This window comes from Desulfobacula phenolica (assembly GCF_900105645.1).
Taxonomy (GTDB): Bacteria; Desulfobacterota; Desulfobacteria; order Desulfobacterales; family Desulfobacteraceae; genus Desulfobacula; species Desulfobacula toluolica.
In genome coordinates, this window is sequence record NZ_FNLL01000014.1 from 1 (window position 1) to 20,890 (window position 20,890).

The 20,890-nt window shown below is 44.3% G+C and carries 19 protein-coding genes; 16 read left to right on the forward strand and 3 right to left on the reverse strand.

The features are described 5' to 3' along the window. The first annotated feature begins 39 nt into the window (after nucleotides 1-39). On the forward strand, nucleotides 40-498 hold the full coding sequence (locus BLT94_RS22690) for a HipA N-terminal domain-containing protein (RefSeq protein ID WP_407641566.1): 459 nt from the start codon (nucleotides 40-42) through the stop codon (nucleotides 496-498). Here BLT94_RS22690 and BLT94_RS18700 read toward each other — a convergent pair. Next, on the reverse strand, nucleotides 417-2,207 hold the full coding sequence (locus BLT94_RS18700; RefSeq protein ID WP_014958091.1) for an SLC13 family permease: 1,791 nt from the start codon (nucleotides 2,205-2,207) through the stop codon (nucleotides 417-419). The genes BLT94_RS22690 and BLT94_RS18700 overlap by 82 nt on opposite strands. Before the next feature lie 191 nt (nucleotides 2,208-2,398). Further along, a complete protein-coding gene (locus tag BLT94_RS18705) occupies nucleotides 2,399-3,946 on the reverse strand; it encodes an NAD(P)/FAD-dependent oxidoreductase (protein WP_092237519.1) in 1,548 nt (515 codons plus the stop codon). A 581-nt stretch (nucleotides 3,947-4,527) separates the two neighbouring features. On the opposite strand from BLT94_RS18705, the gene dbpA reads away from it, so the two are divergent. Together dbpA and rsgA are read left to right on the forward strand one after the other, a co-directional pair. Then, entirely contained in the window at nucleotides 4,528-5,904 is a 1,377-nt protein-coding gene (gene dbpA / locus BLT94_RS18710) for an ATP-dependent RNA helicase DbpA (protein WP_092237521.1), read from the forward strand. Between the two features lie 13 nt (nucleotides 5,905-5,917). Then, a complete protein-coding gene (gene rsgA / locus BLT94_RS18715; protein ID WP_092237523.1) occupies nucleotides 5,918-6,841 on the forward strand; it encodes a ribosome small subunit-dependent GTPase A in 924 nt (307 codons plus the stop codon). Between the two features lie 142 nt (nucleotides 6,842-6,983). Here rsgA and BLT94_RS22695 read toward each other — a convergent pair whose 3' ends face one another. Next, on the reverse strand, nucleotides 6,984-7,166 hold the full coding sequence (locus BLT94_RS22695; RefSeq protein WP_083863673.1) for a YaeQ family protein: 183 nt from the start codon (nucleotides 7,164-7,166) through the stop codon (nucleotides 6,984-6,986). A gap of 234 nt (nucleotides 7,167-7,400) precedes the next feature. On the opposite strand from BLT94_RS22695, the gene BLT94_RS18725 reads away from it, so the two are divergent. The 13 genes from BLT94_RS18725 to BLT94_RS18785 all read left to right on the forward strand — a co-directional run bounded on the left by BLT94_RS18725 (nucleotide 7,401) and on the right by BLT94_RS18785 (nucleotide 20,884). Further along, the gene (locus BLT94_RS18725) at nucleotides 7,401-8,129 is read left to right on the forward strand and encodes a LytR/AlgR family response regulator transcription factor (protein WP_014958095.1); all 729 of its coding nucleotides are present in this window, start codon (nucleotides 7,401-7,403) and stop codon (nucleotides 8,127-8,129) included. Further along, nucleotides 8,126-9,286, forward strand: coding sequence for a response regulator (locus BLT94_RS18730; RefSeq protein ID WP_092237525.1), 1,161 nt, complete (start codon nucleotides 8,126-8,128; stop codon nucleotides 9,284-9,286). Before BLT94_RS18725 ends, BLT94_RS18730 begins: the two co-directional genes overlap by 4 nt. 261 nt (nucleotides 9,287-9,547) lie before the next feature. Further along, on the forward strand, nucleotides 9,548-10,126 hold the full coding sequence (locus BLT94_RS18735; protein WP_014958097.1) for a DUF4255 domain-containing protein: 579 nt from the start codon (nucleotides 9,548-9,550) through the stop codon (nucleotides 10,124-10,126). Nucleotides 10,127-10,135: 9 nt separating this feature from the next. Next, complete coding sequence (locus BLT94_RS18740) at nucleotides 10,136-10,921, forward strand: hypothetical protein (protein ID WP_092237527.1); 786 nt, start codon at nucleotides 10,136-10,138, stop codon at nucleotides 10,919-10,921. A 19-nt stretch (nucleotides 10,922-10,940) separates the two neighbouring features. Next, on the forward strand, nucleotides 10,941-12,620 hold the full coding sequence (locus BLT94_RS22405; protein ID WP_092237530.1) for a phage tail sheath family protein: 1,680 nt from the start codon (nucleotides 10,941-10,943) through the stop codon (nucleotides 12,618-12,620). Nucleotides 12,621-12,662: 42 nt separating this feature from the next. Next, a complete protein-coding gene (locus BLT94_RS18750) occupies nucleotides 12,663-13,121 on the forward strand; it encodes a phage tail protein (protein ID WP_092237533.1) in 459 nt (152 codons plus the stop codon). Beyond that, nucleotides 13,114-13,593 (forward strand): phage tail protein, encoded by a 480-nt coding sequence (locus BLT94_RS18755; RefSeq protein WP_092237536.1) that lies wholly within the window; start codon nucleotides 13,114-13,116, stop codon nucleotides 13,591-13,593. The genes BLT94_RS18750 and BLT94_RS18755 overlap by 8 nt, the downstream gene beginning before the upstream one ends. Next, nucleotides 13,583-13,792, forward strand: coding sequence for a DUF5908 family protein (locus BLT94_RS18760; RefSeq protein WP_092237539.1), 210 nt, complete (start codon nucleotides 13,583-13,585; stop codon nucleotides 13,790-13,792). Before BLT94_RS18755 ends, BLT94_RS18760 begins: the two co-directional genes overlap by 11 nt. 32 nt (nucleotides 13,793-13,824) lie before the next feature. After that, on the forward strand, nucleotides 13,825-14,517 hold the full coding sequence (locus tag BLT94_RS18765; protein ID WP_092237542.1) for a CIS tube protein: 693 nt from the start codon (nucleotides 13,825-13,827) through the stop codon (nucleotides 14,515-14,517). A gap of 3 nt (nucleotides 14,518-14,520) precedes the next feature. Then, nucleotides 14,521-16,311: a type VI secretion system tip protein VgrG gene (gene vgrG / locus BLT94_RS18770; protein ID WP_092237545.1), complete on the forward strand. Its 1,791-nt coding sequence runs from the start codon at nucleotides 14,521-14,523 to the stop codon at nucleotides 16,309-16,311. 17 nt (nucleotides 16,312-16,328) lie between these two features. After that, nucleotides 16,329-16,631, forward strand: coding sequence for a PAAR domain-containing protein (locus BLT94_RS18775; RefSeq protein ID WP_092237548.1), 303 nt, complete (start codon nucleotides 16,329-16,331; stop codon nucleotides 16,629-16,631). 71 nt (nucleotides 16,632-16,702) lie between these two features. Continuing rightward, nucleotides 16,703-17,113: a GPW/gp25 family protein gene (locus tag BLT94_RS18780; protein WP_245743184.1), complete on the forward strand. Its 411-nt coding sequence runs from the start codon at nucleotides 16,703-16,705 to the stop codon at nucleotides 17,111-17,113. Nucleotides 17,114-17,125: 12 nt separating this feature from the next. Next, nucleotides 17,126-20,884, forward strand: a complete 3,759-nt coding sequence (locus BLT94_RS18785) for a baseplate J/gp47 family protein (protein ID WP_092237554.1) — start codon at nucleotides 17,126-17,128, stop codon at nucleotides 20,882-20,884. Nucleotides 20,885-20,890 lie beyond the last annotated feature (6 nt).

The window sequence follows — 20,890 nt, forward strand, 5'->3', positions numbered from 1 at the left end:
CCATCTCATTAAACGTGGAGATCGCTGATATTGGATACCTTGAATGTTTTTTTTGAACAAACCAGAGTCGGTTCCCTAAGCATTAATGACAGGAGGCAGTTTCCATTTCAATATTCTAAGAAATGGTTGACATCACCTGATGCGTTTCAAATATCAATTTCTTTGCCGATGCAGGAAGAAATTTTTCCACATAACAAAGTAAAATCATTTTTTTCCAATCTGTTACCTGAAGCTGCCGTTAGAATATTAATCGCGAAACAACTTGGAATTTCCGATAAAAATGATTTTATGCTTCTCAAACGTATTGGGGGAGAGTGTGCCGGGGCACAGGAAAAGCTGGCACTTTTCTACAGGGTGTCAGTTTGTATCAAAAGTTTAATTAATAAGGTATTTTCTTCCGATCAAAAGAAGATGTTTCAAAAAGGCCAGAAAAAAGGGATCAAAATAGAAGAAAGGACAATCACAATTATATTCAGCGGCAGCCCTATTTTTATGTAATCTGAAAACCGGTAACGCCCGGGGCCGTATACCAGTAAATTGGTCTGATACCCGATGGGAGTTGCAAAACAGGCACTGGCACCAAAGCAGATACCAATTATAAAAGGTCGGGGATCGACACCAAATGACGCTGCAGTCGTCACGGCAATGGGCAGCAAAAGAACGGCCGTGGCATTATTGCTCAATATATGTGTACAGAAGCTGGAAAGAAAAATCACCCCGAGAAGAACAGCATGGGGACTTTTGCCGTCAAAAAGGCTTAAAAATGCATCGGCATAAAGCTGTGTTGCACCGGTTTTCTGCATGGCAACCCCCAGGGCAATCGTGCCGACAATCAGCAGCAAAACTTCGGATTCCAGGGAACGATAGGCATCTTTTAAGCGAAGACAATTGGTGAGTGTCATTAAGAATACTCCCGCAAGAGAACAGACAAGTATATCTGCAAGGCCGGTTGATGCACAGAATACCACACCTACAAATATAAGGGCTGCCATTCGGGCTTTTTCTGTATCAATCATGGAATAGTGAATATCTTCAATGACAATAAATTCATTGGAATTTCGTATTTTGGAAAGCTTTTCCCTGGGACAGCGCACCAGTATGGTATCGCCGACTTTAAGCTTTACCGTTGTTATCTTTCGGTATGAATAATGGTGACGACGGGTCCGGATAGCGATAATCTTAATTTCCGGATCATTTTGAAGTTCAGTAGACAATAGTTTTTCCCGCAGCAATCCAGACATGGGCGGTACAATCAATTCAACAATCAGGTCGTCCTTAAGACCGTGTCCGAAGGCCATGTTTTCCTCTCCATGTGCCAGTTCCATGATCTGCTTTTTCAGGCATGAAACAATATCTTCCGCAGAGCCTTTAACAAGAAGAATATCCTCTTGTTTGACGGTAAGCGGGCTTCGGACGGGATCAAAAATATTTCCATTCCGAAACACTTCAATGACACTCAGGCCCAGTTGCTCCCGGGCATATTCAATGATGTGTTCTTCACCGATCAAGGGACTGTTTTGGGAAACAATCAGCTCGGCAATATATCGGTTTGATTTTGTTTCATCCAGTTCACAGACCGGTGCTGTTCGCCCGGGTAATATTCTCGGAGAGATAAAAATCAAAAAAACAATCCCAATAATTGCGATGGGAATGCCTACCTGGCTGAGTTCAAACATGGAAAGCGGCTCAAAGCCAAATTGTGTTGAAAGGTCACTGACAATAATGTTGGTGGAGGTGCCGATCAGGGTGCAAGTGCCGGCAAGAATCGACACATAAGATAGTGGAATCAGCAGCTTGGAAGGTGAGAAATCGCACTCACAGCTCAACCCCATAACAATGGGGATAAACAAGACAACTACCGGGGTGTTGTTTATAAAGGCAGAGGCCAGAGCGACGGTTGAGAGAATAAGAAAGACGGCGCGGGTTTTGTTCCCTTTTGAAAAATGCAAAATACGCTCGCTGATAAACCCAACCGCACCTGTCCGAATCAGGCCATGACTTAAAAGAAACATTGCCCCCACAGTGATCACAGCAGGGTTTGCAAAGCCGGAAATAGTTTCACCAGGGCTTAGGATGCCAGTAATTGCAAGGGCAACCATAATGCCAATGGCAGTCTTATCAACCGCTATTTTCTCAGTTATCAGAAGGCTTAATGACGCTATCAGGATAGCCGTAACAACAATAATATCTAAATTCAGTTCAGGCATAATATATCCCGTCCTTGTCCATTTTCGATCAGACATCCTGTCAATTTCTAAGTATTTCTGAATATAAACATTCTTTTTTAATATACAAATCAACAGCAAAATTCATCGCATGTTCATTGCCTCTGCCCCCATTTTTAGACACCTGTGCCTCCCTGCTCATTCCAAGCAGTACCGTAAAAAACATTGCCTTGCTATAATAAGGCCGATGCTGCGTCAGCACCGGCTTCGCCGTCAAGAGCAGAGGATACAATACCGCCTGCATACCCCGCACCTTCACCGACCGGGAATAATCCCACAACCTGGGGGTGCATTCGTGTATTCTGAATCCTTGGAATCCTGACCGGAGAACTGGTACGACTTTCCACAGCCAGTACCACAGCTTCCCGGGTGACATACCCTTTTTTTTGCCGGTTAAAAATACCAAAGCCGGATTTAAGGACTTCTGTGATAACCGGTCCCAGGACTTTGCTTAAAGGATAACTGACTGCTCCTGGAATATAGGAGGTTTTGGGTAATTCTGCAGAAAGCTTGTCTTCCAGAAAATCCGTCAAACGCTGGGCAGGCGCTGCAAGAGTTTTGCCACCTGCTTCAAAAGCCTTCTTTTCCAACTCCTTTTGAAGCTCAATGCCTGAAAAATATTTGTGTCGGCTGTATTTTTCATGCAGGGATGCATCAATGGTTACAACCATTCCGGCATTGGCACGAGACAGATTCCTATAAGAATTCGACATCCCGTTCAACACCAGTTCTCCGGGACTTGTGGCTGCAGGGACAAGCATTCCGCCAGGACACATGCAGAAAGAATAAACCCCTGTTTTGCCAACCTGACAAGAAAACGAATAGCTGGCGGCGGGAAGATCATGGCTTTTGGCATTTTTCCCATACTGCATAAAATTGATAATCTCCTGGGGATGTTCCACTCTGACACCCATTGCAAAGGGTTTTGATTCAAGGGCAATGCCGCATCGGTCCAGCATCATATAAACATCTCTTGCAGAATGGCCTGTGGCAAGAATCACACCATCGGCAAGAAATTCGTCGTTATCGGTTCTGACACCCTTGATCCTGTCATGCTCCATGATAAGATCTTTCACTCGAGTGTTGAAATGAATCTCACCATTACAGGACAAGATCGTGTTCCTTATGGATTTTATAATCCCTGGCAGCTTGTTGGACCCGATATGCGGGTGAGCATTGACCAGAATATCCTGATTTGCGCCATGCTGAACAAGAATGGAAAGCATCCTTCCAACATTCCCCCGTTTTGTTGACCGGGTATAGAGCTTGCCATCGCTGTAAGTGCCTGCTCCACCTTCACCAAAACAATAATTGGAATCCTGATTGCAGATCCCGTCGGCATTGATGGTTTTCAGGTCAAATCGCCTTTGTTTAACATCCTTTCCCCTTTCCAGGACAACGGGAATAATGCCATGTTCAATCAATCTAAGTGCTGCAAAAAGACCGGCCGGCCCGCTTCCTACAACAATGATTTTTTTTGCACTGCTAACCGGTTTAAAGCTGACCGGTATCAAAAGATCCTTAACAGGCTCGCCTGAGTAGACCAATACCTGAAGCTCGAACACAGGCATTTTGCTCCTTGCATCCAGAGAACACCTCCGGGTCTGAACGGCATCAATGGCATCAACAGGAATCTTTAAAACTTTTGCAGCAGCTTTTTTCAGTGCCTTGGAGTCATGAACAGACTCCGAAGAAACTCTCAGGGTTATCTGTTTGATCATTTTGAATCCTTAAATTAATAAAAACAGAGCTGCCATTTCTTAAATGACCCCATATTTTTTTTAGGTTTTATATTATGACAAATCACATCAAAGCCAATTGACAGTTGAGTTTGTTCTCCGTTAAGCCGTTAAGAACTCATTAAAATATTCAAAGAACTCAAACAAATTTTAAAATATTTATAATTTCAACTGATTAGAGCCGCTCGAGTTTAATCCCCATTAATGGCTGAGTCAACGACAATAAAGCTTTTATCCGAAATAAAAATTGCCGGCAGATGTATGTCATCCAGAAACCCGGGCAGGATGCATGCATATCTTTCCACAAAAACATGCTGAAGTACAAGCCGCAGATGTTCAAAATTAAAATCACAGATGACACAAAAAAAAGTGACATCGCAATTGATTTGGTCAGGAAAAGAAAGCCAGACATAAAATCAAATCCAGATCTGATGAACCTGCAGACAGTTACTTTTATTGTATATCTATGATTTGCCTGCTATATTTACAATTCAATCACCGCTGGGTGTGATAAAAGAACACAAAAGGCCTTGCAGGTCTGTATTAAATAAAAAAAGGGGTTTATGAAAGCTTTTACCGCGTTACCATTAACCAAGCCAATGATCGAAAACCTGGAGACCCTGGGATACCAGGAGATGACTCCGGTTCAGGCGGGGAGTTTGCCCCATGTGCTTAAAGGAGAAGACCTGCTGGCCCAGGCCAAGACAGGTAGTGGAAAAACCGCAGCCTTTGGCATAGGATTGCTGCACAACCTGAATGTAAAGCGCTTCAGAGTGCAAGCCCTGGTGATGTGTCCCACCCGCGAACTGGCAGAACAGGTGGCAGGCGAGCTGCGGCGCATAGCCCGGTTTAAACACAATATCAAGATTGTAACCATCTGCGGCGGAGTGCCCTTTTTACCCCAGCAGATTTCTCTGGAGCATCAGGGACATATTGTGGTGGGAACTCCAGGGCGTATTGAACAGCATTTAAAACGCAAAACAATGAATCTTGATCATGTCACAACACTTGTTCTGGACGAAGCGGACAGAATGCTGGATGTTGGTTTTGCCGACAGCATTGAAATGATTATGGGTTATGTTCCAAAACATCGTCAGACCCTTCTTTTTTCCGCTACATTTCCAAAGCCGATCCTTGACTTAAGTACTCGGTTTCAGAAAAACGCGCATCAGGTGGTGGTGGATGTTGAACACGAAGAAAACGTTATTAGGCAATATTTCTTCGAAGCCGGGTGGGAATGGAAGCCCGTTGTTACGGCTCAGATTTTAGATGCATATAAACCGGCATCAGCACTGATTTTCTGCAACACCAAATTGCAGTGCAAGTCTCTTTCAAAGTTCCTTGAGGCAAAAGGGTTTTCATCTCTGGCCATTCACGGAGACCTTGAACAGAAGGATCGAACCCAAATATTGGTGCGCTTTTCCAACGGCAGCACCCCCATTCTGGTAGCCACGGACGTGGCAGCCAGGGGACTTGATATCTCAGGTTTGAGTGCGGTAATCAATTTTGACCTCCCGTTTGAGCCGGAGGTGTATATCCACCGCATAGGCCGGACAGGCCGGGCCGGAAAAGAGGGAATGGCTTTTTCCCTTATGACGCCCAAAGAACGCTTCAGACTCGAAGAAATAAACACCCTTATGGGCACGGCTTTTGAGGTATCTGATATAGAGAATCTTGAGCCCGCAACCGAAAAGCGCGCCACCCCTGCCATGGTGACCTTCTCCATCAATGGTGGGCGAAAAGCCAAACTTCGGCCTGGAGATATCCTGGGTGCTTTGACCAAGGATGCCGGAATCGACGGAAGCTACGTGGGCAAAATCGACTGCTTTGAGTTTTATTCCTACGTTGCCATTGAGCGCACCATGGCTGATAAAGCTCAAAAAGCGCTCTTTAGAAACAAGATCAAGGGGCGTAACTTTATTGTCCACAGACATGAGTAATGGAGATTAACATTTGAAAATCAAGCAAAACAACTCCCCGAGTCCTTCTCCTGGCCCAAAGGGTGTGATCGTTGCCCACCATGGCATTGCCGTGGATATATTGTTTGCATCGGGAGAACGGCGGAAAGTAAAGGTGAAAAGGCGCGCCGGTCATGTTGTCGGCGACAACGTGGCAGTGCAGGATCAACGCCTTACCCGGCTGCCGCGTAAAACTCAACTTTGCAGAAGGGATTCCCGGGGCAGTGTCCGAATTATCGGAGCCAACCTGGATGTTCTCGGCGTGGTGATTTCACACCTGCCTTTGCCGACACCCGGATATATTGACCAGGCAATTGTTGCCGCAAGAGAGGCCGACCTGACGCCGATACTGGTGATCAACAAGAAAGATCTTGAAGGTTCAGAACCCTTTATTGCTAAAATTAGAAACACCTACACAGGAATCGTGGATATTTTTGCTGTAAGCTCGTCTACAGGAGAAGGGCTTGACGAGTTAACCTTGTTTTTGGGACAGGGGTTCAGAAGCTTTTTTGTGGGCATCACAGGGGTGGGCAAAAGCAGCCTGCTAAATGCCATCTGCCCGACACTGGATCTCCAAATCGGCCGGCTCTATGAGGCAGGCAAAAGAGGCTGCAATACCACAACGGTTTCCACACTTCATTCACTGCCGGGCGGGGGAGAACTTGTGGACACACCTGGCTTCAACGAGTTCGGGCTGGTGGATATCTCGACAGAGGATCTTGCAGGGTATTTTCCAGGGTTTGAAGACGCTATGGAGAGCCGCTGCCGTTTCCGGGATTGCCGACACCGCACCGAACCGGGCTGCGCCGTGTTGCAATTGGTTGAAAGCAAAAAAATTACCCGGGAACGGTATGCCACCTATCTTGCGATCTTTGATCAGCTTGAAGCCGGAGAGGCCCGGTTTAAAACCCGGAGGTAGGCATTTTCAGGTGATGCCGGCTATCATTGCAATAAAGGCCATGACAGATCACTCTGCCACAACAAACAATGAAAGAGTTTTAATTTCAGCAGGTTAAAAGTTCTTTCAGATAAACACCCAGGGAACTTCGCAGTCACCATTTTCAGCAGAGACATAAACCATGCCGTCTAAAAATGGTAACAGAAAAATCCATGGTACGTTTCACTATACCTGCCAATGCCTGAATGCTTTTCCATTGAAACTGAAAAACAGATACCTTCAAATCATTTAATTTCTCTTGTTCTTTAACCCGCCAACTATCTGATTTTAAGTTAAACGAACACACCTTAACACTTGGTGAAAGCCGGGCTGTTTTTTTTTATTCTGTCAAAGGCCGGCTCCCCTATGTCAATCCATAACGAATAAACTAATCGTGCCAAAGATGTCAAGCAAATATCCCGGACCTTGGGGCCAGGATATTTACTGACCCTGATCACATTTTATTGATGAAGTATATGTATGGTAATAATTTTCTTTCGCTTACTCAATTTACGAAACCCACAATTGGAGAATTTTTGCAATGACACTGAAAACAATAATTATTGATGATGAACCTTTTGTCCGAAAGGATATTTCCAATATGTTATTATCATATAAAAAGGTTGTTGTTACAAGCCAGGCAGGAAGTCTTGCCGAGGCCAGAAAAAAATTATCCCAAAACAGGTTTGACCTGGTTTTTCTTGATATCTGCCTGAGCGGAGGAACTGGATTTGACCTGATTCCCTTTATTAATCCATCTGCAAAAATTGTGTTTATCACCGGTCATGATGAATATGCCATACGCGCATTTGAAGTAAATGCCCTTGATTATCTGCTCAAACCGGTTTGCCCGGATCGCCTTGACAAAACCCTTATGCGGCTCGAACCCGAGATAAAAAGCCCAGTTTCAAGAAACTTTGATCATCGAGTTCTTGTCAATCTAAATTCCGGTTATCAGTTTGTTTCCCCGGATGAAATCATTGTTATTTCATCCATAGGGGGCAATTACATCTGTGTTCATTTAAAAAACAATGAACAATTGGTTTGCAGAAAAACACTTTCCGAATGGGAATCCCTTCTTCCTGAATCCTGTTTTTTCCGCATCCACAGGTCCACCATTATTAATATGAAATATATAAAAAGCATGCTCCATGAAAAAGACGGTTCCTTTCATATCTTTCTCTTTAATCGGGACAAAAGTTTTACTGTGAGCAGACGTATGGTATCCAGCCTGAAAACAAAAATAAAAAAAATGACTTCAGAACAATGAACAATAATAGATCTTTCCTGTCAGGCCAGGCTGTTCAAGCAAAGCCTCCCGTCTGTAAAACTACAATGCCGGACTTTTTATTCAACCCTGGTGGCCTTGAGTCCCGCGAAGATTACCATGTGCTGGTTGTAGATGATGATCCAGACAACCGTTACTTTGTTAAAACCGTTCTTTTACGGGAAAATATCATATGTCAAACCGTATCAAACGGTCTGAATGCCATAGAAAGGATTAAATCAGGACAAATCCCCCGGCTTATTCTCCTGGATATTGTTATGCCAGGCTTATCAGGTTATGAAGTATGCCGTATATTGAGAAATTTTTTTTCTTCCTCTGAACTGCCGATTATCATGTTGACCAAAGAAAGAAGAACGGATGAACTGTTGGAGACCCACCAATTGGGAGCCAATGATTATCTTTTAAAACCTTTTTCCAAACATGAACTTATTGCAAGAGTCCGATGTCAGCTGGAGTTACTTCAGGCCAATAAAATTGTTAAAACCAACAGAGACCTGGAAAAGGAAGTACAACGGCAAAAACAAAAAAAAGAAACCGCCCGGCTCATGGCGGAAAAAGAAAGACTGGAAAAACTTCGTTACCAGATCAACCCTCATTTTCTCTTTAATGCGCTGTCATCCATTCGAGGTGCTGTTTTCAGCGATAAAAAAGCCGCCGGCCAGATGATTTCCCATCTGGCTGAATTTTGCAGGCTTTCCCTTTCCCATGGGACACAAAATCGCCTTACAGTAGACCAAGAGATTTCTTTCATACAACACTATCTGTTTATGGAAAAAATGCGATTTGGAGATTACATAAATATTTGTGTTGAAATCAAACCGGAAGTTAAAAACGTCATCATACCTGCCTTTGTTCTTCAGCCCCTTGTTGAAAATGCGATCAAATACGGCACCCTGACCAGCCCGGATTTTCTTGAAGTAAAAATAACAATAAAAACCCATAATACCGATGAAATTTTTATCCGAATATCCAACACGGGTTTCTGGATAAGCCCTTTTAATAAAGGGGGACACACAGGCATTGGTCTCAAAAACATCAAAGAAAGATTGAATAAATTTTATTCAGGCCGGCAATGCATAAAAAAACAAACAAATGACGGACAGGTAAGCATTATCATTATCCTGCCGGATACCCTTTAATTGTTTATTTCACCTCATTATTCATTTACATGGATTGATAGACCCTTTTTTAAAACTCTTTTTAACCGTTCATCACAAGATTCCTGCCGTTTATCACATAAAGCTTGAAAGATTACCTTCATGTGAGCATATCAAGAAAACAATTTTGCGAAAAATATTGTAACCAAAAGAGCGGAGCTGTGCGCATAAGGTTTTAAGCACCCCGGCTGACCGGACTATGCCGGAAGGCCAGCCAACACCTTTATAATGGGACACCATGAAATGATCCATTCTGCAGTCAGTCACATCACCCTTGAGCTGAACCAGTATCTTGGAAGGACATTCAGTCTTAACGAGGATATTGCCCTTATGTCCAATATCACGGAACAGGACGGAAGTGTTGCTGTAAATGCAAACAACAAAATAGCGGTGTTCATTGTTAACATTGAAAAAGATGTTACCCCTTCTCATCTAAGGAGCAACGGGTTTACGGATGCAAGGGAACAAATCATTGTATACCCGCCTCTGCATTTAAATCTGTTTCTCATGTTTGCGGCAAATTTCGGGGGACCGAATTATCCGGAAGCTTTAAAATTTTTGTCCCACACCATCCGCTTTTTTCAGAACAATCCTGTCTTTACCCGCCAGAATTCTCCCGACCTTGATCCGAGAATAGATAAAATGATTCTGAATATTGAGAATCTGGATATGAAGGATCTGAGCAGTCTCTGGAACATCATAAGCGGTAAATACCTGCCTTCTGTCCTTTACCGGGTAAAGATGCTCACTTTTGAATCCGAGGATGTAAAAGCAAAAGTTTGGTCGGCATCTGATCCAACAACCTCTGTAAATACCTTATAGTGCAGGTTTATGTCAGCATATAAATTATTATTCAGAATTCTGGTAAAGCACGAATATTATTCAGGATCGCCTGCTGGTGATCTTGAATTTTTGCCCACCCATGCTTGTGAAAAAATAATGAACAATTCAGGTTTAATTCTGAAAAAAGAAGCTGAAGGCATAAGTATGTTTTTTGATGAAACAAGAACAGAGGCTTTAACCCTTTATGCCGCAGATCCTTTTGACCCCCTCTTGTTAAATTTTAAAGTTTATTCAAAAAATCCATTATTTGAAAATTTCACGGGACTGCCTTCTTTTACACAAAAAAATATCCTGTTTTTTAATTCAGAAAAAGCCTTATTAGAGCCCATTTTGCCCTTTTTAACCCGATCCGACAAGGTGATCAGGCCTCTGTGTGTCATATCCATTCATTTTGGGGCTGAATCCGGGTCCTTGTTTAATTCAAGATCATATTATCTTAAATTTCCCGTCAGAAAAACCTTTTGGAAATATTACCTTTTGGGAAAATACACAAAAGAGACCCTGTCAATTGTTGATCTGGATAATAAAATTATTTTTACCCAAAAAGACAATGCATTGATTCCCGGTAACCGGAAGGCCCTGGTTTTTGAATCTGACAAGCCCATACCATTAACCCAGATGCCTTTATGCCGGTTTCAATTAAAAAAACAAACCGCAACGATCAGCAGGATACTTGTCAAACGACTTCCTGTTGCATCGCCGAACCAGACAAACAAAAGAATGAACAAAGAGAATAAAAAAGAATATGTTTCAGAAATTTTTATCAACCCTTAATTTTTAAAAAGAGGTAATTATGGGAGCAATGAAAACACCGGGTGTTTATATTGTAGAAAAAAATGCCTTCCCCAATTCGGTCGTTGAAGTCGCAACAGCTGTCCCTGCTTTTATAGGGCATACACAGTTTGCTGAAACCAGAAAAGACAAAAAAGATTTGGTCAACAAACCATGGAAAATCTCTTCCATGGTTGAATTCCAGCAGTATTTCGGTGGCGGCCCCGACCCAAAGTTCGGCATAAGCCAAATCAATGCCACGGTCGATAATAAAGACCCTGTCACCCCGGAGGCTCCTGACGGCACAGCGGCTCCTGACGGCACAGAGAATCAGGACGGTACGGCTGCTCCTGCCGCGGCAAAAGAAGCGGCTCCGGCTACCGGTCCAGAGGATCTGACTGATTCGGACTTTAATTTTGATAAAAAAGGCTATCGATTAAAACTGGAACAGGGAAATTACCTGCTCTATTATTGCATGAAATTATTTTATCAAAATGGCGGAGGCCCTTGTTATATTGTTTCTGTTGGCGGATATGAACAGAAACTGGAAGCACAGACACTAACAAAGGGCATAGATTTGCTGATTAAAGAGCAGGAACCCACGATGGTTATCATCCCTGAAGCCGTATTGCTGGATGATAAAAATTGTATCAGTGTCCAGCAGGCAGCGTTACAGCATTGCGGCGATAAAATGAGAAACAGAATTACCATTCTGGATATCCACAAGGGTTATAAAGACCGGAAAGATCTTTCAGCCGATCCTGACAAAGGAGAAAAAGAAGGTAGCTGTATAGATAATTTCAGGAATGCACTGGGAATAAATTTTCTTAAATTTTCAGCCGCCTATTATCCCTGGATAAATACCACCATAATCCAGGATACGGATCTGGGATTTGAAAATTTTACGGATGAGGCAAGAAAAACCCTGCTGGCACTTATTGAAACGGAAAAGGGAATAAGCCAAGCAAGTGCGGATGATCCCAAAAAAGCACAGATGGCACTTGAGTTAAAGAAAATGATTGATCCTGACCTGGATGCGGACGAAAAATCGTTGCTGAATACAACCCTGGTTGAGAACAGCGCTCTTTTTAAATCCATTTTAGATGAGATCAAGACCAAGCTGAACCTTTTGCCACCCAGTTCTGCCATGGCCGGCATATACACCATGGTGGACAATTCAAGAGGAGTTTGGAAAGCCCCGGCAAATGTCAGTCTCAATTCGGTGGTCTCTCCTTCAGTCAACATTACCCATGATGACCAGGAAGATCTCAATGTCACGCCTCAGGGCAAATCCATCAATGCCATAAGGACCTTTATCGGAGAAGGAACCCTTGTGTGGGGAGGACGTACCCTGGACGGCAACAGCCTGGACTGGCGTTATATTCAGGTTCGAAGAACCATGATAATGCTGGAGGAATCCATCAAACTTGCCACAAAAGCATATGTGTTTGAAAACAATGTGGCCAATACCTGGGTGACCATCAAAAGCATGATACGAAATTTTTTAACCGGTATCTGGAAACGGGGGGGCCTTGCCGGGGCAAGCCCGGATGATGCGTTCAGTGTCCATGTGGGACTGGGAGAAACAATGACCGGAGATGATATCCTTGAAGGCATTTTAAGGGTCACGGTTCTTGTGGCGCTTATCAGACCTGCTGAATTTATCGAAATTACCTTTCAGCAGCAAATGCAAAAATCATAACTACCCCCCCCCTAATATTCAATATGTAAAAGGAGATATATTATGGCTGATGACGGTTCAGCACAATCCACAACGGTTTGGCCTTTGCCAAAATTTTACTTTGAAGTGAAATGGGATTCACAAGTCATGTCTTTCCAGGAAGTTTCAGGACTTGATATCGAGGCCCAGCCCATTGAATACAGACATGGCGACAGCCCGGAATTTTCAGTTATCAAAATGCCGGGAATTAAAAAATCCGGGAATGTTACCATGAAAAAGGGAATTTTTAAATCAGACAATAAATTCTGGGACTGGTTCAACCAGATCAAGATGAACACCATTAAACGGTTGCCGATCACCATCAGCCTGCTGGATGAGGCAAAAGCCCCCACAATGGTGTGGACACTTGCCAATGCATGGCCCACAAAGATAACCGGCACTGATCTTAAATCAGAAGGCAATGAAGTGGCCATTGAAAGCATAGAGATTGTCCATGAAGGCATCACCATAGCCAATGCATGATAAATCTCAATCAAACGGATACTATCCGCCGCCGGCCTTTTATTTTAAAGTTGAATTTACGGCATTCCAGGGCCAGGACACGTCCTTTCAGGAAGTCTCAGGACTCAATGCAACCATAGAGTATGAAAAAGTGGCGGAAGGGGGAGGAAATTTTTTTTACCAGCTCCCCAAACCGCCCAAATATGACAATTTGATTCTCAAGCGGGGCATGGCAGGCATGTCATCGCCCCTTGTCTCCTGGTGCAGTACTATTTTGAGCCCGAACTTTACAAAACCTGTGGAACCCAGGAGCCTGAATGTATTCCTCCTGAATGAACAAGGTGAGCCCTGCAGGGCATGGAATGTTGTTAATGCCTTGCCGGTAAAATGGCAGATTGATGCTTTCAATTCAACCAAAAACGATGTGGCAATTGAAACCATTGAGCTGACCTATCATTATTTTACAAGAGAAGACGGCAATTATGGTCATTGAAATCAATGAAATTGTGGTCAAAGCCAGTACAGGAGACGACCCGTACGGATCATACCCGTCCGAAAAAAGTCAGTTAAGAGAACAGGAACGTGACAATACCCGGGAAATCTCAAAAGATCTGGAAAAACTTAAACAACAGATACTTTTAGAATGCCGGGAAATGGTTCTGGAAATTTTCCAGAACCAGATGGAAAGATAAGAGACGCAAAGATATGGGACAGATAAATAAAAATGCCTGAAGGAGACAGAAAAAAACTTTCCATTACCAGGTGTAATGTTGATGACGGCATCATAAGTGTTCAGGAAGGCGATGAAAACCGGTTTGATGTCATGCTTAATCCAACGGATTATTCCCAGGAGCGTTACATAGAGTATGACCAGACAAAGGCCATGGGACAACTGGGTTCGGATCAGAAATTCAGTGCCATCAAGCCTGAAAAGCTCTCATTTAAAATCCTGCTGGACGGCACCGGTGCAGTCCAATATCCAGGTGCCGGATCATCTCCCCCGTCTGTGAAAGACCTGTTTCAAAAACTTCATAAAATCACCTATGAATATATAGGAGACAAGCATGAACCCAGTGTTGTCCAGGTACTCTGGGGTGAACTGGTTTTCTACGGCCGTCTTAGTTCGCAGAAATCTGAAAACATCCTGTTCAACTCTGAAGGAGAATCCTTAAGGTCATGGACTACCCTTTTCTTTGAAAGTTTTATCAGCAAAGAAGAAGAAGCCAAAACAGCCAACAAATCTTCCCCGGATCTTTCCCATGCCGTGACCTTCATGGATGGGGATACCCTGCCCCTGCTGTGTTACAGGATATATAAGGATGCCTCCTATTACGCAAAGGTTGCCAGGGCAAATAACATTATTAATTTCAGAAGGATTAAACCGGGCACCCGTATCTGGTTTCCTCCTTTAAGGTAAACAATGGCAATCTCACCTAAAATTGAAGGAAGCGGTATAGTCAGTCTGAGTATCTCCTGCAATGGCAATGAAATGGACGGCACCCGTAAAATTATTTCACTGACGGTAGACAAAAGAGTCAACCAGGTTCCCAAGGCAAGGATTGTCCTGGCTGACGGAGATATCGCCAATGGGGATTTTCCCGTCAGCAACTCCGATGAATTCAAGCCGGGCAGCGAAATTGTTATTGATGCGGGGTATGAGCAAGAGACAGAGACGATTTTTAAAGGAATCGTGATCAAGCACGGCATCAGAATCGGAAACAACAATCAGGCACAGCTGATTATAGAATGCCGGGATAAATCCGTAAAAATGACCATTGGCCGTAAAAATGCAAATTATACGGAAAAAAAAGACAGTGATATCATCGCAAATCTCATCCAGGGGTACGAAGGATTATCCCAGGAAATTGAAAATACTGAAACCACATACAAAGAGCTTGTTCAGTATTATTGCACGGACTGGGATTTTATGCTTTCCCGTGCAGAAGCCAACGGGCTGATTGTCATTGTGGATGATGGTAAAATATCAGTAACCTCTCCCAAGACAGATGCTGAGGCCCAGCTGAAAATCAGTTACGGAACTGACATCATCTCCTTTGACGCCCAGATGGATGCCAGAACCCAGGTGTCACAGGTCACAGGGACCACCTGGGATCCAAGTTCCCAAAAAGCGGTTGAGCAGGAAGGCAGCCAACCCGAATTAAATACCCAGGGAGATTTAAGTTCCAGTGATCTTGCCGGGGTAATAGGGCTTGACACATTAAACATCCAGGCTGCAGCCCCCCTGGATCAGACCGGGCTCAAGACCTGGGCAGATGCCCACATGCTCAGGGCCGGGCTGGCGAGGATACGGGGAAGAATACAATTCCAGGGCAGTGCAAAAGCCAAACCCGGAGGTATTTTGACCCTGGATAAGCTGGGAAACCGATTTAACGGGGATGTATTCATCAGCAGCGCCACCCATTCTTTTCCCACGGGCAACTGGATTACCGAGGTTGAATTCGGGCTTGATCCGGATTTATTTACCCGAAAACCCGATATTATCTACCCTTTGGCATCAGGACTTTTGCCGGGAGTTGAAGGGCTTCAGATCGGGATTGTCAAACAACTCAGTGATGATCCTGAAAAAGAACACAAGGTACAGGTATCCGTCCCGGTGATGAAGAATGAAACCCAGGGAGTATGGGCCAGGATTGCAAAATTCTACGGATCAAACGGGATCGGGTCTTTTTTCATGCCTGAAATAGGAGATGAGGTGGTGTTGGGATATTTTAATAATGATCCCTGCCACCCGGTGATCCTGGGCAGCCTTTACAGCAGCAAAAACCCGCCGCCCTATACCATTGATGATGATAATTTTTTCAAGGCAGTTGTGACCCGGAGCGAACTCAAACTTGAATTCAATGATGACAAGAAAATCATCACCATTGAAACTCCTTCCGGCAATAAAATCATCCTGAGTGATGAGGACAAATCCATCAGCATACTGGATCAGAACAGTAACAAAATCGTACTGAACAGCAGCGGAATAAAAATGGAGAGTCCAAAAGACATAGAGGTCTCAGCCAAGGGAAAAATCAAAATGGCCGGGGCCATGGGAGTTGAAATCGGCTCTGACATGGACATCAAGCTGGAAGGTCTGAATATAAACAGTACGGCCAAAGTCAGTCTTGCTGCCAAGGCCAACGCCTCTGCCGAACTTTCCGCATCAGGGAATACCACCATCAAAGGTGCCATGGTGATGATCAATTAATATATAAGGAGAAGTTTATGCCGCCAGCCGCACGAATTACAGACATGCATACCTGCCCCATGCAGACCCCTGCCTTTCCCTCCCCCATTCCCCATGTGGGAGGCCCGGTGGTCGGTCCCGGCGTGGCCAATGTACTCATTGGCAAACTGCCTGCTGCCGTGGTGGGAGACAGCTGCACCTGCGTAGGGCCCCCTGACTCCATTGCCAAAGGGTCTGCAACGGTTATGATCGGCAAAAAGCCGGCTGCACGCGTGGGGGATACCACGGCCCACGGAGGGAGTATCGTCCTGGGATGTTTCACCGTCATGATCGGCGGATAAAATCGGCGGAAAATAAGATCAGCTGATAAGACCATCAGATAAGACCGGAAAACAAAACAGGAGGTATGGATATGAACAAATCATTTCTGGGCACAGGTTGGGCATTTCCTCCGGAATTTGATCTCAAAACAAGGCAGGCAAAAATGGTATCCCAGGAAGCGGATATCATGGAAAGCCTGAAAATCATTCTGTCCACTTCACCTGGAGAGCGGGTCATGCAGCCGACTTTTGGATGCGGCCTGAGACCACGGATATTTGATAATATCAATCCAGGCACAATCACCCTGATTTCAGATATTATAAAACGGGCCGTTCTTTTTTTTGAGCCCAGAATAACGTTGAACAGCATCCGGGTGGATACTCAAAACCAGTATGAAGGGTTTGTCAATATCCTTCTTGAGTATACCATAAGAAGCACAAACAACAGGAACAACATGGTCTATCCTTTCTATTTCAAGGAAGGGACGGATATCAAAATTTAGGATGAACCTTCCATGAAAGACCTGATAATTCGTGACGGCACAGACCAGAATCACCGTTTTCCCGTGGCATTGGAAACCGGGTATTTCAATGTAGATGAATTAAAATTAGAAAGCCTTGCCGGCATGGGCGCTGATTTTTCAAGCAGTTTAAGTTATTATACCCTTGAAAACACAGTCCAGGGTAACTGGAAGGAATTGTTTTCGTCTGATGAAGCCGTTATCTTTGCAATGATAATCAGTTTTGATTTAAACCGTCAGATGACATGGTTTACCCATCTGTCAAAACAAAAGGAAAACAGGAATCTGGTTCTGCAAAATTATCGCCTGGCTGAAAAAATTAATTATTGGTATGAAACTCTTTTAACGATCAATAATAACCTGGCAAGGGATTGCTGCCGCAGAATCAGACATTTGATTGAAAAAAAACTGAGACCGGATCTCAACATGCTTCAGGCTCTTTATACGAATTCAAAAAAAGGAGATGATAACCACCAAATTGATTTTACACGGTTGAAGGCAATCTGGCACACCAATGAAACCGGCCATACAAAAGATCATGTAGCAGATCAGAGCCCAGAGGAAAACGATAACGACAGGTTGCATTCTCTAACCACCTGTTTTTACAGTTTTTACAATGGCATTATGCTTTTAAAAGACTATACCGCCATTTTGCTGGAGAAATCTTTGAAAAGCCAGATCCATTCACCTTCTACAGGATTATATCTGGCCTTTCTTCGCCTGTTTGAAAAAATTCAGGAGGAACAGAACCTCTTCACCAGTAGGCACCTTGATTTTTATTACAATGAGATACTCAAATGCCGGGTTCAGAACCCTGTTCCCGACAAGGCCTATCTCTGCTTTAAAAAAGCCCCCGGGACAGAAAATGTTTTCCTGCCAAAGGGGACAGGTTTTTCCGCCCCAAAAGGCAAGAACAATCATCCACGGGCATATCTTTCAGACAACGATCTGGTTGTGGGCTCCGCAAGGGTTGAGTCTCTTAAAACACTGTTCTATGAACGTGACGGGCTTGTCTCCCCGGAATCCGACATGAACATGATCACTTCGGCAAGAATCAATACGATTCCACTGATGGAGAGCATGGACTTGGATGAGACACAAACCGGATGGCCCATATTCGGGGCTGAGGCCAACAGGGCCATGTCGGGAACACAGCAGAATGCCTCCCTTGGCTTTGCCGTTGCAGCACCGGTTCTGCTGCTCAGGGAAGGCAAACGCAAGGTATTTGTCTGTCTTCAACTGGCTCGGCACAAAGAGGCGCTAAAAGAAGATGCGCTTTTTGCATTTTTTTTAGAAAAAGCAGCCTCCCTTATCGAAACAACCCCGGAAGATATATTTTTCAAGGTTTTTTCAAAAATTTTCAATATCAGCCTTACAACGGAAGACGGTTGGCTCGATATTCCCGACTATATGCCGGCCATCAACCGTGTGGATAAAAAATGCGACCCGAACAATTTTGATATCAGCTTTGAACTGGATTCCGAAATCCAGCCCATAGTACCCTGGTCGGAGGAGATCCATGGCAAGGGCTATGACACAAAATTCCCCGTCATACGCTTTACCGTCAACAATGAAACATATGCATATCCCTGCTCTATCCTGGAAGATTATTTTATCAAAGAAATAGAGATCCATGCCCATGTCAACGGGATAAAAAATCTGATTTTGCATAATCATCTGGGACGGCTTGACCCCAACACCCCTTTTCAGCCCTTTGGCCCCATGCCTGCGGTGGGTTCCTATTTTATCGCCGGCAGTTATGAAACCTCCATTAAAAAAACAAGTGATTTTAACATTGAACTGGAATGGGGTGAACTGCCCCCGGCAAAGGGCGGATTCAAAACCCATTACCGGGAGTACGGCATGGGAATTGACAACACGTCTTTCAAGGCGGGTGTTTCAGTTCTTCAGGAGGGTCAGTGGCAACCGCCTGCCCCTGATCTACAACCCAGAATTGATCTTATGGGAAACTCAACCGACAAAGACAAAAAAATTGCCGGCAAAACCCAATGGATAACAAAGGGAATCGATCTTTCCAGGCTTGACCCAAACACCACCCCTGAAAAGGACTATGGATTTGATATTAAAACACGATCCGGTTTTTTTAAATTTACCATCACAGATCCTGAACAGGCCTTTGGCCACGGCGAATACCCTTTTCTGCTGACAAACGTACTCGTCCACAATGCCAAGCCCCCTATGTTTACCAAGCCCAAACCCATGCCAAACCCTCCATACACACCTATGGTCAACACTATTACGGCCAATTATAAGGCATTTTCACTGATCAGACCCGACCTGACCGCTTCATCCGCAGACAGGCAGGGCGAAGCCTTGTTCAGTCTTCATCCCTTTGGTATAAGGCCGCTTTATCCTTTGCCAAAACAAAAAAAATGTTTTGTCATACCGGATTATCACAAACAGGGACATGGAAACCTTTTTATCGGACTCTCTTTGCTGGAACCCGGTTCACGGCTGACACTGTTCTTTCATCTGATTGAAGATTCCAGGGCAGATTCCACAAATGCCATGCCTTTTGTCCGCTGGTTTTATCTTAAAGACAATCAGTGGAAAGAGTTTACCGGAAAACAGGTGGTTTCAGATACCACCAGCGGATTTCTTTCATCAGGCATTGTCACCCTGGATATCCCGGAAGATATAAATTGTGACAATACATTGTTTGATGAAAAACTCTACTGGATCAGGGCCTGCGCAGACAAGTACCTGACCGGGGCCTGTTCCCTCTTTTCCGTACAGACCCATGCCGTGGGCGTCACCCTTGAAGACCCGGCAGCCCATGACGGTGTTCTGGGTCCCGGCAGCATCAACCAGCCCCTTTCCAACCTGCCCGGCATCAACAGCATCACCCAGCCGATACCCGCCTTTAACGGAAGGGCAAAAGAGACGGAACACGCCCGTAAAACAAGAATAAGCGAGAGACTCAAACATAAAAACCGTGCCGTCACCCCCTGGGATTACGAACGGCTGATACTTGAAAAATTCCCTGAAGTTTTCAAAGTAAAATGCTTTCCCGGCATCAACTCCATCTCCTGGCAATGCTGGAAGCAAAGGCAGATGTGTCTCAACACAAAACACTGGAACTGCAGCAACTGCAAGACATTTAACACTCAAAATCAACCGGGGCATCTTCTTGTCACCGTTATTCCCCGGTTTAAAAAAAAGGACCGCTCTTTTTCCAAAGACCCTGAACCTATTGCAAACGCTATCCTCCTGAACCGGATAAAATCTTATGTAAAAAGACTTGCATCTGTTTTTGCTTCCATTGAAGTCCAAAACCCTGTCTATGAAAAAATCCAGGTACGGTGTACGGTTCGATTTAAAAACCGGGAAAACTTATGGGGAAATAAAAGCAGACTGAACAAAGCTATTTCAGATTTTATTTCTCCCTGGACAGACGAAGGATACAAAGCCCGCTTTGGCTGGTGTATCCGACGGTCAGAACTGATGTCGCATATCCGGGAACAGGCCTGTGTGGATTTTGTCACCAATTTTTCAATGCTCAGGATTGCAGGAAACAGCCAGAGCCGGTTTGAACTCTTTGACACGGTTACCGGCAATGACACACGCCCCCGTGAAGACGAAAAACAAATTGTTCCCAGATACCCCTGGAGCATTGCCGTTAATGCAGATCATCATTTTATAGAAACAACCAGTGACGTCAGGTCAATCACACCTCAAAAGACAGGAATTGAAGAACTGGAAGTGGGGAATACCTTTATCATTACCGGGTAAAAGGCC

Coding starts and splice junctions, on each gene's coding strand:
- vgrG (WP_092237545.1), top strand. CDS start 14,521: ATGGCAATCTCACCTAAAATTGAAGGAAGCGGTATAGTCAGTCTGAGT.
- BLT94_RS18765 (WP_092237542.1), top strand. CDS start 13,825: ATGCCTGAAGGAGACAGAAAAAAACTTTCCATTACCAGGTGTAATGTT.
- BLT94_RS18725 (WP_014958095.1), top strand. CDS start 7,401: ATGACACTGAAAACAATAATTATTGATGATGAACCTTTTGTCCGAAAG.
- BLT94_RS18735 (WP_014958097.1), top strand. CDS start 9,548: ATGATCCATTCTGCAGTCAGTCACATCACCCTTGAGCTGAACCAGTAT.
- BLT94_RS18750 (WP_092237533.1), top strand. CDS start 12,663: ATGGCTGATGACGGTTCAGCACAATCCACAACGGTTTGGCCTTTGCCA.
- BLT94_RS18740 (WP_092237527.1), top strand. CDS start 10,136: ATGTCAGCATATAAATTATTATTCAGAATTCTGGTAAAGCACGAATAT.
- dbpA (WP_092237521.1), top strand. CDS start 4,528: ATGAAAGCTTTTACCGCGTTACCATTAACCAAGCCAATGATCGAAAAC.
- BLT94_RS18730 (WP_092237525.1), top strand. CDS start 8,126: ATGAACAATAATAGATCTTTCCTGTCAGGCCAGGCTGTTCAAGCAAAG.
- BLT94_RS18775 (WP_092237548.1), top strand. CDS start 16,329: ATGCCGCCAGCCGCACGAATTACAGACATGCATACCTGCCCCATGCAG.
- BLT94_RS18755 (WP_092237536.1), top strand. CDS start 13,114: ATGCATGATAAATCTCAATCAAACGGATACTATCCGCCGCCGGCCTTT.
- BLT94_RS18705 (WP_092237519.1), bottom strand. CDS start 3,946: ATGATCAAACAGATAACCCTGAGAGTTTCTTCGGAGTCTGTTCATGAC.
- BLT94_RS18700 (WP_014958091.1), bottom strand. CDS start 2,207: ATGCCTGAACTGAATTTAGATATTATTGTTGTTACGGCTATCCTGATA.
- BLT94_RS22405 (WP_092237530.1), top strand. CDS start 10,941: ATGGGAGCAATGAAAACACCGGGTGTTTATATTGTAGAAAAAAATGCC.
- BLT94_RS18760 (WP_092237539.1), top strand. CDS start 13,583: ATGGTCATTGAAATCAATGAAATTGTGGTCAAAGCCAGTACAGGAGAC.
- BLT94_RS18780 (WP_245743184.1), top strand. CDS start 16,703: ATGAACAAATCATTTCTGGGCACAGGTTGGGCATTTCCTCCGGAATTT.
- BLT94_RS18785 (WP_092237554.1), top strand. CDS start 17,126: ATGAAAGACCTGATAATTCGTGACGGCACAGACCAGAATCACCGTTTT.